General features: G+C 41.4%; 16 protein-coding genes, 1 other RNA gene and 1 pseudogene. 9 read left to right on the top strand and 9 right to left on the bottom strand.

Features of this window, described 5'->3' with window-relative positions; translation table 11 throughout:
- Positions 1-15 precede the first annotated feature (15 nt).
- From MKX71_RS10450 to dhaS, 3 genes and pseudogenes are all read right to left on the bottom strand, one after another.
- On the bottom strand, positions 16-861 hold the full coding sequence (locus tag MKX71_RS10450; protein WP_015251901.1) for a superoxide dismutase: 846 nt from the start codon (positions 859-861) through the stop codon (positions 16-18).
- Positions 851-2,749: pseudogene (gene sqhC / locus MKX71_RS10445) on the bottom strand (sporulenol synthase). The gene MKX71_RS10450 and the pseudogene sqhC overlap by 11 nt, the downstream one beginning before the upstream one ends.
- Positions 2,750-2,849: 100 nt before the next feature.
- Entirely contained in the window at positions 2,850-4,337 is a 1,488-nt protein-coding gene (gene dhaS, locus MKX71_RS10440) for an aldehyde dehydrogenase DhaS (protein ID WP_015714095.1), read from the bottom strand.
- 229 nt (positions 4,338-4,566) lie between these two features.
- Here dhaS and MKX71_RS10435 point away from each other — a divergent pair, with 229 nt between their 5' ends.
- Together MKX71_RS10435 and MKX71_RS10430 are read left to right on the top strand one after the other, a co-directional pair.
- Positions 4,567-4,770 carry a DUF6501 family protein gene (locus MKX71_RS10435; RefSeq protein ID WP_003231245.1) on the top strand — a complete coding sequence of 68 codons (204 nt, stop codon included), beginning with the start codon at positions 4,567-4,569 and terminating at the stop codon, positions 4,768-4,770.
- A gap of 356 nt (positions 4,771-5,126) precedes the next feature.
- On the top strand, positions 5,127-5,471 hold the full coding sequence (locus tag MKX71_RS10430; protein WP_003220141.1) for a PH domain-containing protein: 345 nt from the start codon (positions 5,127-5,129) through the stop codon (positions 5,469-5,471).
- Positions 5,472-5,554: 83 nt separating this feature from the next.
- On the opposite strand, the gene MKX71_RS10425 is transcribed toward MKX71_RS10430, so the two are convergent.
- Both MKX71_RS10425 and MKX71_RS10420 read right to left on the bottom strand, forming a co-directional pair.
- Complete coding sequence (locus MKX71_RS10425; RefSeq protein WP_003231251.1) at positions 5,555-5,788, bottom strand: hypothetical protein; 234 nt, start codon at positions 5,786-5,788, stop codon at positions 5,555-5,557.
- Positions 5,789-5,792: 4 nt separating this feature from the next.
- A complete protein-coding gene (locus tag MKX71_RS10420; protein ID WP_004399338.1) occupies positions 5,793-6,056 on the bottom strand; it encodes a hypothetical protein in 264 nt (87 codons plus the stop codon).
- 66 nt (positions 6,057-6,122) lie between these two features.
- Between MKX71_RS10420 and yocM the strand changes: the two genes are divergently transcribed.
- Positions 6,123-6,599, top strand: a complete 477-nt coding sequence (yocM, locus tag MKX71_RS10415) for a salt stress-responsive protein YocM (protein ID WP_003231255.1) — start codon at positions 6,123-6,125, stop codon at positions 6,597-6,599.
- Here the strand turns inward: yocM and MKX71_RS10410 are convergent.
- Positions 6,586-6,813, bottom strand: a complete 228-nt coding sequence (locus MKX71_RS10410; protein ID WP_015383862.1) for a hypothetical protein — start codon at positions 6,811-6,813, stop codon at positions 6,586-6,588. The genes yocM and MKX71_RS10410 overlap by 14 nt on opposite strands.
- A gap of 77 nt (positions 6,814-6,890) precedes the next feature.
- Here MKX71_RS10410 and MKX71_RS10405 point away from each other — a divergent pair, with 77 nt between their 5' ends.
- The 6 genes from MKX71_RS10405 to MKX71_RS10380 all read left to right on the top strand — a co-directional run bounded on the left by MKX71_RS10405 (position 6,891) and on the right by MKX71_RS10380 (position 12,017).
- Positions 6,891-7,223 carry a hypothetical protein gene (locus MKX71_RS10405; RefSeq protein ID WP_003231257.1) on the top strand — a complete coding sequence of 111 codons (333 nt, stop codon included), beginning with the start codon at positions 6,891-6,893 and terminating at the stop codon, positions 7,221-7,223.
- A gap of 74 nt (positions 7,224-7,297) precedes the next feature.
- Positions 7,298-7,789 (top strand): TraR/DksA family transcriptional regulator, encoded by a 492-nt coding sequence (locus tag MKX71_RS10400; protein WP_003231259.1) that lies wholly within the window; start codon positions 7,298-7,300, stop codon positions 7,787-7,789.
- Between the two features lie 150 nt (positions 7,790-7,939).
- Positions 7,940-8,566 carry an FMN-dependent NADH-azoreductase AzoJ gene (azoJ, locus tag MKX71_RS10395; RefSeq protein ID WP_003231260.1) on the top strand — a complete coding sequence of 209 codons (627 nt, stop codon included), beginning with the start codon at positions 7,940-7,942 and terminating at the stop codon, positions 8,564-8,566.
- A 236-nt stretch (positions 8,567-8,802) separates the two neighbouring features.
- Positions 8,803-8,989, top strand: a non-coding RNA gene (gene ssrS / locus MKX71_RS10390) — 6S RNA.
- A 141-nt stretch (positions 8,990-9,130) separates the two neighbouring features.
- On the top strand, positions 9,131-10,906 hold the full coding sequence (gene recQ / locus MKX71_RS10385; RefSeq protein WP_041351145.1) for a DNA helicase RecQ: 1,776 nt from the start codon (positions 9,131-9,133) through the stop codon (positions 10,904-10,906).
- Positions 10,907-11,153: 247 nt separating this feature from the next.
- The gene (locus MKX71_RS10380) at positions 11,154-12,017 is read left to right on the top strand and encodes a 3D domain-containing protein (RefSeq protein ID WP_003231267.1); all 864 of its coding nucleotides are present in this window, start codon (positions 11,154-11,156) and stop codon (positions 12,015-12,017) included.
- Between the two features lie 609 nt (positions 12,018-12,626).
- Here the strand turns inward: MKX71_RS10380 and desR are convergent.
- The 3 genes from desR to desE form a co-directional block, all read right to left on the bottom strand.
- Complete coding sequence (gene desR / locus MKX71_RS10375) at positions 12,627-13,226, bottom strand: two-component system response regulator DesR (protein ID WP_004399356.1); 600 nt, start codon at positions 13,224-13,226, stop codon at positions 12,627-12,629.
- Positions 13,227-13,244: 18 nt separating this feature from the next.
- A complete protein-coding gene (desK, locus tag MKX71_RS10370; protein ID WP_015251908.1) occupies positions 13,245-14,357 on the bottom strand; it encodes a two-component sensor histidine kinase DesK in 1,113 nt (370 codons plus the stop codon).
- A 118-nt stretch (positions 14,358-14,475) separates the two neighbouring features.
- Complete coding sequence (gene desE, locus MKX71_RS10365) at positions 14,476-15,534, bottom strand: fatty acid desaturase DesE (protein WP_015251909.1); 1,059 nt, start codon at positions 15,532-15,534, stop codon at positions 14,476-14,478.
- Between the last annotated feature and the right edge of the window lie 108 nt (positions 15,535-15,642).

Raw genomic sequence — 15,642 nt, 5'->3', positions numbered from 1 at the left:
AAAGGGGGGCTTTTTTTAATAGAGCTTCCAAACGACTTCTTTTGCCTGCTCAAAACGTTTTTCAGCCTCGCGCCAATCCACGACATTCCACCAGTGATCGACATAGCTGGCCCGGTCATTTTTGTATTGCAAATAGTAGGCATGCTCCCATACGTCAAGCGGTAAAAGGGGGATCACATCCCATTGGCTAAAGAGCTGGTGTTTTTCTGCCGTTAAAATCTCCAGCCGTCCTGATCGAGGTGCCCAGACCAGAATGGCCCAGCCGACGCCTTCCACTTTTTTAGCGGCCTGGGTAAAATGTTCTTTAAAAGCGGAATAGCTTCCAAATGAAAGGTCTATCATTTGGAACAATGCCCCTGTAGGACGCCGTTTTCCGTTTGGATGCATAGAAAACCAAAAAATACTGTGCAAATAATGGCCTGCTCCATGGAACGCAAGCTCTCTTTCCCAATGAGTGATTAAGTCATAATTCTTTGTCGCTCTCGCTTTTTTAAGCTCTGATTCTGCTTTGTTCAGGCCATCGACATAGCTTTGATGATGTTTTGTATGATGAAGGACCATAATATCGCGTGAAATATAAGGTTCTAAGGCGGAGTATTTGTAGGGAAGCTTTGGCAGCACGTGTTTCCCTATAGGGACATAAGCGCGTCTTTCACTTGTATCATCTGATTCTGTTATATCCCGATAAAGGGCAGCGGCCTGTTTATACCAATCTTCTTCTGTTGTTTGATCATCTTCAAGAGCCTCAATCATCTTGTCGATTTGATCTTCAAACTGGTCAAGCTGACCTCGCTTTTGAATCTGGTCTTTCAGGGCTTCACACCAATTGAACATCTCCGTTTGATAAGATTCACGTTTCATTTGCTGTCTCCTTTTCAATAGAATCTAAATACTTCCCGACAGCCAGCAAAGAGAATACATATGGATAACTGTGATAGCGAATATAAAATTGCTTCGGCAATCCGATCCCTGCTGGATACGCGAGGCTATCGGCACTATGCGAACTGCTGTCGGTAAGGTATTGCATGCCATTCACAACTGACGGGTGTTCGGAATTTTCATATGTGAGCAAAGCGTCTAAAGCCCAGGCCGTTTGTACAATGGTTCCTCTATGAAGCGGTACATATGTTTTGATTTCGGCGCTTTTGCAGGATTCTCCCCAGCTTCCGTCATCATTTTGTATGGATTTGAGCCAACGCAGAGCCTTTTGTATACCGAGATGCTTTCGGTCAACCCCGCATGCATGCATACCAGTAAGAGCAGCCCAAGTGCCGTAAATGTAGCAAACACCCCATCTGCCGTACCAAGACCCATTTTGTTCCTGATGTTCGAAAAGCCACTTCACTGCGCGTTGAATATGTTGATGTTTTTCTGTGAAGCCAACTTTCTCGCCTAAAAAGTGCAGTACACGTCCGGTGAGGTCGGCGGTTGAAGGGTCAACTGCAGCGTCCTCGGCGGATTCAAGCGGCAGAAGGCGGATCAGTGGATGGTTCACATTTTTTTCGAAAGCAGAAAATCCGCCGTCATTGTTTTGCATCGATAAAAGCCAAGATACCCCCCGCTCCCATGCTGCAGGAGAATGATTGCGGGGAATCGCCTTTAAAACGGCTGCAGTGTCGTCACAGTCAGGGTTATTTGTATTAATGTTTGAAAACCCCCAGCCGCCAGGAACTTAATTTGGATTTTTGACAGACCAATCTGCTATTTTGGTATGCTGGCGTTCTAGCAAAAAGTCGGCTGCTTTTGTAACAGAGCCATCCGTTTCGGTCACACCATTTTTTTGAAGGGCATAGCTTATTAAAGCTGTATCCCAAACAGTTGAAGTAGAGTTTTCCAGATAAGGAATCCCGTTGCATTTAGTCACCAGTGATTTAATGCCGGTAATCGCCCTCCTGATAATAGGAGAATAGCGTGACACACCAAGTGACAGAAGGCTGTAAACCATATATATGGTTGCGCTCGCATAGCTGTATAATGTTCCATCTTTTTCAATCCGGTCCAGCATATACGTTTTAGCTGTCTGTAGGCCCAGCTGCTGAAAAGCAAATGGTGCATGAAAAACGCGTTTCCAATGTGACAAAATAGACGTGAGATCTCTTTCTTCGAAAGCATCAGACCGAAGCCAAGTGAAAGGATTTTTTGTCATGTGCGGATCGAGATGGTGAAGAGATGAAATATTGCGGTTAATAAGGACAAATCGCTGATTGAGTGTTACAGCCATAGGAGCAAAATGAATACGGGCATATGAGCTGAACTGATAGAAATGAATCGACAATGTTGGGGGGAGCGCCATGAGTGATAATGGTAAATACAAAGCAGGCCAAGGATAAAGCCCGTTCGCGGCAAGCATCCATTTTGTCATAAAATGAACATGTCTCAAACCGCCATGTGAGATGATAAATTGTTCAGCTTTCTTCATGTGCGGCTCAGTTCTGTGAAAACATCCTGAAGCCAGCATCCCGACATATCCTTGGACCGTAGCCGTTAGATTTCCGCGCGTTTCATCGGGATAGTTGATAAATGTGCCGTCTGGCTGCTGTTTTGCATGAATGCCGGCTGCAAGGGATGATATCAGTTCTTTTTCATTTTCGCCTTCATCTAGTGAGGTAAGGAGCAAAATAAAAAAGGAATTTGTCATGATTGGTCCTTCAAAGCAAAATGTCCATGATCCATCAGCATTTTGCCTATCTCTTAACTCCGTAATGGTTTTCTTTTGAAAACGCCTCACTTTCTCCTGAAGTGTGCCCATCACGCTCAACTCCTTCAGAAGCATATATATTCAGCGTCTTTTACTGCCATTACAGAAAGAAAAAAACTGCTGGCAGGCAGCAGTTTTTTAAACATACATGTTAGTCTTCAAGGTTTATCCATACACTTTTGACTTCTGTGTAATTATCCAAGGCATATGATCCCATTTCTCGTCCGAGTCCTGACTGTTTATAACCGCCAAATGGAGACGCCGCGTCAAACACATTATAGCAGTTCACCCAAACGGTTCCGGCTTGAAGTCGGTCCGCGATATAATGAGCCTGCTTGACGTTCTCTGTCCATAGTCCGGCCGCAAGCCCATATTCTGAATGGTTTGCCCGTTCAATAACTTCATCGACAGTTTCGTACGGAATTGCAGTCAGCACGGGTCCGAAAATTTCTTCTTTTGCGATGGTCATTTCGTCTTCAACATTCGCAAACACAGTCGGTGCGACAAAATATCCTGCTTCAAAAGGACAGCTTCCGCCGGTCACTGCTTTTGCTCCTTCATCTTTTCCTTTTTGAATATAGGAAAGAACGCGCTCATGCTGTTCCTTGCTTACGAGAGGCCCGATTTGAGTATCTTTATGAAGTCCCGCTCCTTGGCGGAGTGACTCAGCATAGGACGCCATTTCATCAACAACTTCATCATATTGGTCTTTATGAATGAAGACACGTGAGCCCGCACAGCAGACTTGGCCCTGGTTAAACATCACACCGTTTAAAGCGCCCGGGATGGCTTTTTTCAAATTCGCATCCGGCAGAAGAATATTAGGCGATTTTCCGCCCAGCTCCAATGTAACACGCTTAATGCTTTTCGCTGCGGTGGACATGATTTTCTTTCCGATTTCAGTGGAACCGGTAAAGGCAATTTTATCAACCGCTTCGTGGTTCGTCAGCGCTTCTCCCGCATCTTCACCGAATCCTGGGATGATGTTGATTACACCGGCAGGGAAACCGGCTTGGTCAATTAATTCTGCCAAATAAAGAGCTGAAAGCGGTGTTTGTTCAGCCGGTTTGAGGACGATTGTACAGCCTGTTGCAAGTGCCGCGCCCATTTTCCACATCGCCATCAGGAGCGGGAAATTCCATGGAATGATCTGGCCGACGACACCGACAGGCTCATGACGCGTATAATTAAAGTAAGCGCCGGAAACCGGAATCGTCTGTCCTGTTATTTTTGTACACCAGCCGGCGTAATAGCGCATATGCTCAATAGCCAGCGGAATATCTCCATTAGTCGTTTCATTGATCGGTTTCCCATTATCAAGTGTTTCAAGCTGAGCAAGCTCAGTTTTATGCTCTTCCATTAAGTCCGCCAGCTTATACATCAGTCTGCTTCTCGAAGCTGGAGACATTGTTCTCCATTCACCTTGGTCAAAGGCTTTCCGGGCAGCTTTAACAGCTTTGTCCACATCCGCAGCCTGGGCTTCATACAGCGTCATCAAGGTTTCGCCGGTCGCCGGGTTTGGAGTATCAAAGGTTGCCCCTGAGGCACTCGGAACAAACTTTCCGTCAATATAAAGCTTCTTTGTTCCCTGTAAAAATGTCTCCAGCCTTTTCGTCACTTGCATCGTTAAAGAACTCATCCGTAACAAACCTCCAGTCATTTTTTATGGTCTGTTCTGAGATTCTTGGTGATAGCACATTGATTTCTGGATTGAATAGCAGAAATAAGCTGTGATAGTTGCTTCAAACGTAAGCGTATACAAACATTCTATAATAGAAATCAAGGCAAAATCAATGAATAACCGATATTGCAATTTACAAAAGAAAAAAGCTACAATAAGCTTATAGATAAGAAAAGGAGATTTCATCATGATTCATAAAAATTGGCTTGAAAAAGAAACAATTAAAAAAGTAAAGTGTGTGCAGACAAACGCAAAAAAATATATCGTAAACCGCGTTTTAACGCCGGGAAAAGAATATGAAGTAAAAAATGAAACAGAGGAGTTTCTCTTTGTGGTCGACAATACGAATAAAGTCGGCGGCTATTATAAAGAATACTTCGAAGAGATGTAATGCTTCCTTGAAGCATCAAACAGATTTTGTTAAAAGCAGTCGATACATAAAACCGCAGCTCAGCTGCGGTTTTTTTGTGGTTAAAACAGGAAATATAAAACAAAATTAAAAAAATCATTAAAAACCACTTTTTTATAAAAACATTGCTGAATATTGAAACTTTTTTCTCTATATGTGCGTATTACTTGATGACAACAGCTTAAAAGCCAAAAAACAAATCAAAAATTTGAAAAATGTAATCTGTTCGTAATGGTTTAAATGTCTTCTATGTCGTATTCTTATATAGGGATAAAGGACTTATTTTTATGTAGTGAATGATAAAACAAATAGATAAATGCAGAAAGAGGGGTTCTTCATTGGGTATTTTTTCTGTTAGCAGATCAACGGACGCAAAGAAGCTTGAGGCTTTGCTCGTTGAAGGGGAAAGAATAGAATCGATTTATAAGCTCCGAGTGGACCAAATTTGCTTTACAAATAAGCGGATCATTTTCTTTGACAATAAAATGTTTTCTAAAAAGAAGGTTCGTGTATTTCTTCCATATAAAACAATTGAAAGCTTTGCCATCCAAGAAGCGGGAATGTTTGATCCGGACACTGGGCTTTTATTGATGACAAGAAGCAAAACGTTCGAATTAGAATTTGCGAAAGACACCGATTTAAGCGAGGTTCAGGCGGTGCTGACAAAGCATTTGTGCAGCTGAATATTTGATGAGCCAGCCGTTCAAAAAATGGTTAGGCTTTTTTTATATAAAAACAAGAACAGGGCATGTGCGCCCTGTTCTTATTACACCACACTGTTTTTCGCTGAGTTCGAATCAACAAGATCTGCATCTAATACATTTGAAATCGGTACGACAAGAGGAGTAAAGTCGCCATTTTCTTCTCCAAACCCTTGATTAATTTTAGCTGATAAAAAGTAATCGACCTGCTGATACGGACCGAGTGTTAAAGAGGAACCACGGTCCATCGTATTGATTTTAAATCCGCCGACATTCACGACGGAGGGAGAAAAGAACATCTCATCACTTCCTTTTGATTGAGGAGTTAACCGCTTCACTTTCAAAAGAGGCCGGAGAATCAATTTGGTCTCTGTCATCCACATGGCTTCTCGTGCCCATAAATCCGCTCGCATCTCCAAAATTCTGTCCGTAGCCTTGATTTTTTTTATCTGAATTTTGCCATTCTGCCAATAAATTTTGTCCTACGTTAACCGCTGAAGCATTTTCAAAGGAATTAATTTTCAGCATGAAAATATTAATATTGATATACGGAGTTGGTTGAACCACAGGCAAACCTCCTTTCTATAGTTGTATGCTGGCGGTTATAAAGTATGTTAAGACAGGGGGCTTCAAATGGATTTCGAAAAGATGAAGCAGTGGATGGAATTCGCACAGCAGATGTACGGCGGTGACTTTTGGAAACAGGTATTTGATGAAGACCAAAAAACCCCTTTTATGACAAATGGCCAATCTCCGTTTCCGTTTGCGCAGCAAGATCAGCGAGGGAAAGGAGATGCTTCATTTCCGAGCATGGATATTGTAGATACCGTTGCGGAAGTGCAGTTTTTAATTTATCTTCCAGGCTACCGTAAACAAGACGTTCACATATTATCGTACGGAGATTATTTAGTGGTGAAGGGGCAGCGCTTTTCCTATTTTAATGAACAGGACTTTCGCCAAAAAGAAGGGAAATACGGAAGTTTTGAAAAGAAAATTCCGCTTTCCGATCATCTTCATGGAAAGATGAATGCCATTTTTAAAGACGGAATCCTATACATCACCATTCAAAAAGACGAAGGTCAAGCGAAAACCATTGTTATTGATGATTGATTTTCATACTGAGTGCATCTGCCCCATCACGGTCATCAATTGATTCAATCGGAATGACCATAACAATAACATCTGCATTTTGTTCCCCAAAACCGTTATTTCTTTTGATAGCAGAGCACCTGTTCCTTAACTCCGCAGAACCAAAGGTAAGGGATGAGCCGGTGCCTATCGAGTTAGTCTTGAGATGAGAAATATTGATGTTAGTTGGAAGCATGAAAACCTCTCCTTTCTATGGGATATACCTCATTATATATGTAGACGAAAGAGGAGTATGCAAAGGGTCGTGATGTCATGAAAAAAATGTTCCGGTCGCTGATCAGGCATTGCTTGAAACCAGAACTTGACAAACTGCGTGAATGTGAAGAAAGACTCTCAGTGATTGAGAAACAAAAACAAAGCAGCAAACAAGAGTCTGAAGAAACCTATATACATATTGAAACGCTGAATGTCGAAAAGGTTGACTATCATCTTGAATTCGGCGAGCTGACCATTGATGAACTGAGCGGCAGATTAAATATAGGCGCAACCTATTATATACCGCCAGAAGAGAAGGACAAAAAGTGCCAACGAAAACCCGAAGCACCATCGACGCCAGCGGTCACGATCCGTTCAAAAAGGCAGTAGCTCATCTTTCCATCGATGTTTCCATGTTTGACAGAAGGCAAAACGGGAAACAGGATAGAAAGGAGAGGATATACATGGCACTGACAAAAGAACAAACACAGCATCTCTATCATAAATTGCTCGATATGCAAAAAGAATTGTCTGGCGAGAAAAAGGAAACAGAATCAATGACGGAAGAAGTGGGGGAGCTTTCCAACGGGGTTGACAACCATATGGCAGACCACGGGACGCTCGTCACAGACCGGATGACAGACCAAACAGTGAAAGAGATTGACCGGGAGCTGTTAGAGGAGGTCAACCGTGCATTACAAAAGATGAAAGACGGAACTTACGGCGTGTGTGAAAAAACCGGCCAAGAGATTCCTTACGAAAGACTTGAAGCTGTTCCTTATGCAAGAATGACAGTTGAGGCCCAAGCTGATGTGGAGGATGATCTGGAGACAGATGCTCCTTCTTATGAAAGAGAGTTTCATGAACAGGTAAAAGACTTATCCAACAAAGAAACAATTGATCAAAAAAGCTCGCAGACGTATGAAATCTTGGATCGTGAACAAGATTCGAAGTAAAAATGGCAAGCAAGTACACCGATATTAGATGTACTTGCTTTTTTTTGAAAAAAAATCTCATATTCAAAATAAAGTGATTGACTTTGCGTAAAAAAGAAAGTAACATACTATTTGTAAGTAAATATAAAAAGTTTACCGGGAGGAATACAAATGTCTACAGTTTTATTTGTAAAATCAAGCGACCGTACAGCTGAAGAAGGCGTTTCAACTAAACTTTACGAAGCTTTCTTAGCTGCTTATAAAGAAAACAACCCTAATGATGAAGTGGTTGAATTAGATCTTCATAAGGAAAACCTTCCTTACCTTGGCAGAGATATGATTAACGGAACATTTAAAGCAGGTCAAGGAATGGAAATGACAGAAGATGAGAAAAAACAAGCAGCAATTGCTGACAAATATCTGAACCAGTTTGTAAAAGCTGACAAAGTTGTTTTCGCATTCCCGCTTTGGAACTTCACAGTGCCAGCAGTGCTTCATACTTATGTTGATTATCTGTCTCGCGCAGGCGTTACATTCAAATACACACAAGAAGGACCAGTCGGTTTAATGGGCGGCAAAAAAGTTGCGCTTCTTAACGCTCGCGGCGGTGTCTACTCAGAAGGACCAATGGCTGCACTTGAAATGTCATTAAACTTCATGAAAACAGTTCTTGGTTTCTGGGGTGTTCAAGACTTGCACACAGTTGTCATCGAAGGACATAACGCAGCACCTGATCAAGCGCAAGAAATCGTTGAAAAAGGTTTACAAGAAGCAAAAGATCTTGCTGCAAAATTCTAATAAAGCCAAGACTCCTATCGTTACAAATAGGAGTCTTTTTGTATATACACATTAATATAGAAGAAAATAATCATTCGCTTTTAGCAATAAAGGCTATTTTTTTTATTGTAATATATTTTTTGTTTGTCGAATTGTCAGGTATTTTGGAGAAAAAACAGTTTTATTCACTGGAAAAAGTTTTTCTAAACAATTGTTCTGACCTCTTGATTAAAAGCGCCTGATGGTGTACTATATTAAAGAAGCTACTTTGTGCGTATTGTTAATTAAGTTTTAACCTTTAAGCTGTAATAGGGAGTTTTATATCGAAGCCGGAATGTCATGCCTCCATTGCAGAGGACGACAGGAACGTTTCTGCAAACACCCACTTTGAGGAGTGGTGGTTTAAAACTTTCTTACTTGCATACGGCAAGACGTAGCGAAAGCCATTTCCTTTTCGGAAATGGCTTTTTATTTTATCTAAAAAGGTTTGGTATAGTGAATATTCCATTTTTGTGTGAAAGAAATGAAGGCCGCTTTTTTATGATATGATGGGAGAAATTCAAGGAAAAGCGAGGTTTACACGTTATGTTACATAGAGCCCAATCCCTTCTGGCTCATTATTTTGGTTATGAGAAGTTTCGGAGCGGCCAAGATGAAGCGATCCGCTTGGTGACGGAAGCGAGGCAAAATACGGCCTGCATTATGCCGACGGGAGGCGGCAAATCGATTTGCTATCAAATTCCGGCATTAATGTTTGAAGGGACGACGATCGTCATATCACCGTTGATTTCCTTGATGAAGGATCAAGTTGATGCGTTAGAAGAAGCGGGGATTAACGCCGCCTACATTAACAGCACACAATCCAATCAGGAAATATATGAGAGGCTGAACGGACTCAAAGAAGGGGCTTATAAGCTTTTTTACATTACACCAGAGCGACTAACGTCCACAGAGTTTATCCGGATTTTGCAGGGCATAGATGTTCCTTTGGTCGCAATAGACGAGGCGCACTGTATTTCTCAATGGGGCCATGATTTCAGGCCAAGCTACAGGAATATTGAAATCTTGTTCCGTGAATTACACGACAAGCCTGTCATCATGGCGTTAACAGCAACAGCCACACCCGAGGTTCATGATGATATTTGCAAACAGCTGCATATTCAAAAAGAAAACACGGTATATACCGGATTTTCCCGAGAGAATTTAACCTTTAAAGTAGTAAAAGGAGAAAATAAAGATCGGTTTATAGACGAATATGTGCAAAACAACAGGCATGAAGCAGGAATTGTCTATACCGCGACCAGAAAAGAAGCTGATCGGATATATGAGAGATTGAAACGAAATCAAGTCAGGGCAGGTCGGTATCACGGAGGTTTGGCTGATGATGTGAGAAAAGAGCAGCAGGAAAGGTTTCTTAATGATGAGCTTCAAGTGATGGTGGCAACCTCTGCTTTTGGAATGGGTATTGATAAATCAAATATCAGATTTGTTCTGCATGCACAAATTCCGAAAGATATGGAAAGCTATTATCAAGAGGCAGGACGAGCTGGACGGGACGGTCTTGCCAGTGAATGTGTTCTCCTGTTTTCACCGCAGGATATTATGGTACAGCGCTTCTTAATTGAGCAATCAGAACATGAAGAGAAACAAAAGCAGGATTTAAAAAAGCTGAGACAAATGGTCGACTACTGCCATACGGAAGATTGTCTGCAGCGTTTTATCCTTATGTATTTCGGAGAAAAGGAGCCTGATGCGTGCGGACAGTGCGGAAACTGTACCGATACAAGAGCGGCCCATGACGTGACGCGGGAGGCGCAAATGGTCTTATCTTGTATCATTCGCATGAAAGAACGGTTTGGCAAGACGATGGTTGCCCAGGTGCTTGCCGGCTCCAAAAATAAAAAAGTTCTTGAAAATGGCTTTTCAGACCTTTCAACATACGGGATATTAAAACACCAATCCGTTGGCGAAATCAGTGATTTTATCGAATTTCTTATTTCTGACGACTTCATCAGGATGTCAGACGGAACGTTTCCGACTCTTTTTGTCAGCAGTAAAGGAAGAAATGTGCTGAAAGGAGAATTATCAGTAGCGAGAAAAGAAGCGTTAAAAGCGGCAGCGATTACTGAAAATGACGAGCTATTTGAACGATTGCGCATGGTTCGGAAAGAAATTGCGGCTGAGCAGGGTGTTCCGCCATTTGTTGTTTTCTCTGACCAAACGTTAAAAGAAATGTCAGGAAAACAGCCCGTAAATGATGATGAACTTTTGTCTATAAAAGGAGTCGGAGAACAAAAAAGAGCAAAATACGGCCGGCTTTTTTTACAAGAAATACAAGCTTATGCAAGGATGACAGACTAAAAAAACAGAAAAACAATCTTTTTTTCTATAAAAAACACATTTTATTTTCTCTGTTTCGCCTCAAAATAAAAAGACCTGCGAAGCCTATTATATCAAGGGTTCAGCAAGTCTTTCCATCAGAGAGAAATCCTTCATGTAAAGGAACTGTAATCTAAATCATATCTTTTTGTTATTGATTTGACATTTACGTGTGTTACGATATCACCTGTTAGCCGCCAATAAAAAGCTAACAAGGGAGGATTTACTTATGAAGAAGACGATTATGTCCTTTGTGGCAGTTGCTGCACTTTCAACAACTGCATTCGGAGCTCACGCTTCTGCAAAAGAAATTACGGTGCAAAAGGGTGATACGCTCTGGGGAATCTCTCAGAAAAATGGAGTGAACCTAAAGGACTTAAAAGAATGGAACAAGTTAACTTCTGATAAAATCATTGCAGGAGAAAAACTGACCATTTCTTCAGAAGAAACAACCACGACTGGGCAATATACAATTAAAGCGGGAGATACGCTTTCTAAGATTGCTCAAAAATTCGGCACGACAGTCAACAACCTGAAAGTTTGGAATAACTTAAGCTCTGACATGATCTATGCTGGATCAACTCTTTCAGTAAAAGGTCAGGCAACAGCAGCAAACACAGCTACTGAGAATGCGCAAACAAACGCACCTCAAGCTGCGCCAAAACAAGAGGCTGTGCAAAAAGAGCAACCTAAACAAGAAGCTGTACAACAGCAACCTAAACAAGAAACAAAGGCTGAGGCAGAAACTTCTGTTAACACAGAGGAGAAGGCTGTTCAATCAAATACAAATAATCAAGAAGCTTCAAAAGAACTAACAGTTACTGCTACTGCTTACACTGCTAACGACGGCGGCATTTCCGGCGTTACAGCTACAGGCATTGACTTAAATAAGAACCCGAATGCGAAAGTTATTGCGGTTGATCCTAATGTAATTCCGCTAGGTTCTAAAGTCTATGTTGAAGGCTACGGGGAAGCAACAGCAGCAGACACTGGCGGCGCTATTAAAGGAAATAAAATCGACGTATTTGTACCAAGTAAAAGTGATGCTTCTAATTGGGGCGTCAAAACTGTAAGTGTTAAAGTCTTAAACTAATAATATAGATTGTGATAAAAGACATGAGCTTTTGGCTTGTGTCTTTTTTTGTTCTGCTTAGAGCTGTTTATATCATATGCTGATAAAAGAAAGTGGTCCCGTTTTTCTCTTTATGTGCGATTCAGGGGATCTCGGGTTAAAAGATTGGTTCCACATTACAGAGACATTCGGCATCATGACATTTATAGCTGGTTGTTACTATCTTTGATCAGCGAAACGAGCTGGTGTTGTATCTTTTTTGGCAGATAATAAGCAGTTGGATGTAGCAGATGCCATTTACGGAACGGAATCGGATTGATTTCAGACGGTTTTTTATTGTGATATTAGGCTCTTGCAGTTGGGCATGGCAGCTTCGGGAGCGAAGTGGCACAACTTTGTCATACTGAAAATACAAAATAATCAATATCAGAAATTCTGCTGATGTGCAATGGCCGACCATTTTAACAGGGATATCATTCAATCCAGTCTTTTATTGGGCTGTTAACCAAGCAATCGTTCAGCGGGCGTAGGAGCGAGGATATGGATCAATTTAATTCTGGTTGCGACGAGGTTCTCAAACGGGAATTTCAGGTTAACAAAAAGGATCCTGGCAGATGCCAAGATCCTTTTTTATTTAAACCAGCCTTTTTCTTTTGACCGGGTAATGGCTTCAATTCGATTTTTCACTTCAAGCTTTTCTAGAATCATTGAGATATAATTCCGCACCGTCCCGCTTTTGATGCTGAGTTCCTGAGCGATTTCTTTTGTGTTTTTACCGTCAGCCACAAGTTCGAGCACTTCTTTTTCTCTATCTGTAAGAGGGTTAGCTTCGCTGTATAAGTCCTCCATCAGCTCAGGTGCATAGATGCGTTTTCCGTTCATGACGCTACGGATGGCGTTGGCCAGCTCTTCACTCGGACTGTCTTTTAACAAATAGCCTTTAACGCCAGCTTTAATAGCTCTCTGAAAGTAACCGGGTCTGGCGAAGGTGGTTAAGATGATAATTTTGCAGCCTGTATCTTTTAGCTCCTCAGCAGCTTCAAGCCCTGTTTTTCCGGGCATTTCAATGTCCATAATACATACATCAGGCTGGCGTTTTTTGACAAAATCAACAGCATCTTGGCCGGTTGTACCTTTGCCTACGACTTCCATATCGTCTTCGAGGTTTAGAAGTGATCCTAAAGCGCCCAGCAGCATTTGCTGATCTTCTGCAATAAATATACTAATCATATAAGCCATCCTTTATGTTTATTTTGAATTATTAGGAATTGCCATGGTAAGCTTGGTCCCGTTTTCGGTATCGATGTGAAGGCTTCCGTTTGCAAACTCAAGCCGTTCTCTCATCCCGAGTAAGCCATGTCCTTTTGAAAAGGAATTTTCTTCTCCTTTGAATGTTCCATCGTCAGACACTGTTATCACAACTTCCTTCCAGAGCTGCTGAATGTCAACTCGGCAAGTTTTAGCCTGGCTGTGTTTGACGACATTTGTGACAGCTTCCTTTAAGCACATGCTCAAAATGTTTTCATTCAGCAATGAGATATTTTCGGGCCATTTCTCTTCTTCATAGATAAACATAATGTCAGCTGCTTCGAGAATTTGTTTGATGTTGATCAATTCATCCTTGAGCCGTATGCCCTTCATAGAGGAAACGATTTTTCTTACTTCATTTAAAGAAGTTCGCGCTGTTTGCTGAACACTTTTCAGTTCACGAGCTGCTTGTTCGGGATCTTTGTATATCAATTTTCTTGCTAAGTCGCTTTTTAAACCGATAAGAGAAAGCTTTTGCCCAAGCGTATCATGGAGATCGCGGGCAATTCGCTGACGTTCTTCTAATTTTACCAGTTCTGCAATCCGTTCATTTGCATCCTCGAGCTTTTCTTCAAGCCGTTCGCGCTCCTTGCGGCTTCTTATACTAAAGGGCAATAAAATTGCGCTGATGAGGGTTATGACGACAAAAGGAATTTGTGTCAGAAAGAATTCCTTCTTTAATACGAGACTGAAATTGGCTGCGACGGCTGCGCTTATTAAATGGACATAATATAAAATATGAAAAGGGACGCGTTCCTTAATGTTTCCTATAAAATACGCGATAAAAAAAGCAAAATAAATATAACTGAACAGAGTAATGGAGGCGGTTGAAATGCCAATTAATAAAAATCCCCACAAATAAATGGTCCAGCCTTTTGAGACAAAAGCAAATCGATATACCGAAAAAAATAAAAGCGTCAAAATGATGCCGACAATAATAACAAATGTAGATGATGATTTCCATATAAAGTAGAAGGGGAGGATGAAAAATATCGTCCATATATAGGGCGTAATCCCGTTTAGTTTTTGAAATGTAAAATGATTTTTAATCATGATCTTACCTCATTTTCAGCTTTTCATCTTACTTGTAACTTTATCATTGTGAAAGCCAGAATGCACCCTCAAACAATAAAAGGAAGCCTTCTAGTATATTAGAAGACCTCCTTTATCATCAGGCATTCTTCCGCAGCTTCTGTTTTTCTGGTGAATCAGGCGGAAGGCTTACAGCTATATGTTTTATAGCCCGAAATGACACAAACTGTTTGTTATCTTCATCCCATAGACGGAACGCAAGTGATTGCAGGCTTGTTTTTAAGGTGATTGTCGGTACGTTTTTTAATGGTTCGTGATGTTCATGAGCAACTTCAAGCTTATAGTTAGGCACCTTTGGACTCAAATGATGAACGTGGTGGTAACCAATATTGCCTGTTAGCCATTGAAGCAGTTTCGGGAGTTTATAAAATGAACTGCCTTCAACAGCAGCCTGAACGTAGCTCCAGTTTTCATCCGCTTCAAAATAAGAATCTTCAAAGGTATGCTGCACATAAAACAGCCAAACACCGATTGAACCTGAAATCAGAAATATCGGGCCTTGCACCAGTAAAAACGATTGCCAGCCAAAGATCAGACAGCAAGCAGCAGCCAACGCGACAATTGCCAGATTCGTAAGGTATGTGTTTACACGTTCCTTGCGTCTTGCGCCTTTTTTGTTAAAACGGTTCGTGATCAGAAAAACATAAATCGGTCCGAGAATAAACATGATAAACGGGTTTCTATAAAGTCTGTATGCAAGCTTTGTTCGTCTGGATGCAGCTTTATATTCGTTTACTGTTAACATCCAGATGTCTCCTGTTCCGCGTTTATCCAGATTGCTGCTAGTTGCATGATGAATCGAATGGCTGTGCTGCCATTGAAGATACGGGAATAAAGTCAGGACACCTGTCAGAAAACCGAGAATGTGGTTATAGCGTTTTTGTTTGAAAAAAGATTGATGGCAGCAGTCATGGAAGATGATAAAAATTCTTGTCAGAAAACCTGCGGCAATCACCGTTAATGCTAACGTAAGAAGATAGGAGACATCGAGGCTGAGATAAGCAAGAAACCATAGGCCGAAGAATGGGATAAACGTGTTTAAAAGCTGAATCAGGCTGTTTTTTGTTTCAGGCTGAGCAAATGCAGCGACTTGCTTTGTCAGCTGTTTTTGTTTATGTGCAATGGTTTGTTCAGTCATAGTAAGTATCCTCTCATTGTGTGTCTCGGTTCAGTATACGCTAATGAGAGAAGTCTTTTGTAGTAGCACACATCATGCCTCCTATATGACATTTGTCATGTCTCGTGC

Source organism: Bacillus sp. FSL M8-0071 (genome assembly GCF_037975455.1).
GTDB classification, from domain to species: Bacteria; Bacillota; Bacilli; order Bacillales; family Bacillaceae; genus Bacillus; species Bacillus subtilis.
This window is presented reverse-complemented; position numbering and strand designations above follow the sequence as displayed.

Excerpts from the sequence above, each read along its gene's own strand:
- MKX71_RS10450 (WP_015251901.1), bottom strand. The coding sequence starts at position 861 with ATGAAACGTGAATCTTATCAAACGGAGATGTTCAATTGGTGTGAAGCC.
- dhaS (WP_015714095.1), bottom strand. The coding sequence starts at position 4,337 with ATGAGTTCTTTAACGATGCAAGTGACGAAAAGGCTGGAGACATTTTTA.
- MKX71_RS10435 (WP_003231245.1), top strand. The coding sequence starts at position 4,567 with ATGATTCATAAAAATTGGCTTGAAAAAGAAACAATTAAAAAAGTAAAG.
- MKX71_RS10425 (WP_003231251.1), bottom strand. The coding sequence starts at position 5,788 with ATGTTCTTTTCTCCCTCCGTCGTGAATGTCGGCGGATTTAAAATCAAT.
- yocM (WP_003231255.1), top strand. The coding sequence starts at position 6,123 with ATGGATTTCGAAAAGATGAAGCAGTGGATGGAATTCGCACAGCAGATG.
- MKX71_RS10410 (WP_015383862.1), bottom strand. The coding sequence starts at position 6,813 with ATGCTTCCAACTAACATCAATATTTCTCATCTCAAGACTAACTCGATA.
- MKX71_RS10405 (WP_003231257.1), top strand. The coding sequence starts at position 6,891 with ATGAAAAAAATGTTCCGGTCGCTGATCAGGCATTGCTTGAAACCAGAA.
- MKX71_RS10400 (WP_003231259.1), top strand. The coding sequence starts at position 7,298 with ATGGCACTGACAAAAGAACAAACACAGCATCTCTATCATAAATTGCTC.
- azoJ (WP_003231260.1), top strand. The coding sequence starts at position 7,940 with ATGTCTACAGTTTTATTTGTAAAATCAAGCGACCGTACAGCTGAAGAA.
- recQ (WP_041351145.1), top strand. The coding sequence starts at position 9,131 with ATGTTACATAGAGCCCAATCCCTTCTGGCTCATTATTTTGGTTATGAG.
- MKX71_RS10380 (WP_003231267.1), top strand. The coding sequence starts at position 11,154 with ATGAAGAAGACGATTATGTCCTTTGTGGCAGTTGCTGCACTTTCAACA.
- desR (WP_004399356.1), bottom strand. The coding sequence starts at position 13,226 with ATGATTAGTATATTTATTGCAGAAGATCAGCAAATGCTGCTGGGCGCT.
- desK (WP_015251908.1), bottom strand. The coding sequence starts at position 14,357 with ATGATTAAAAATCATTTTACATTTCAAAAACTAAACGGGATTACGCCC.
- desE (WP_015251909.1), bottom strand. The coding sequence starts at position 15,534 with ATGACTGAACAAACCATTGCACATAAACAAAAACAGCTGACAAAGCAA.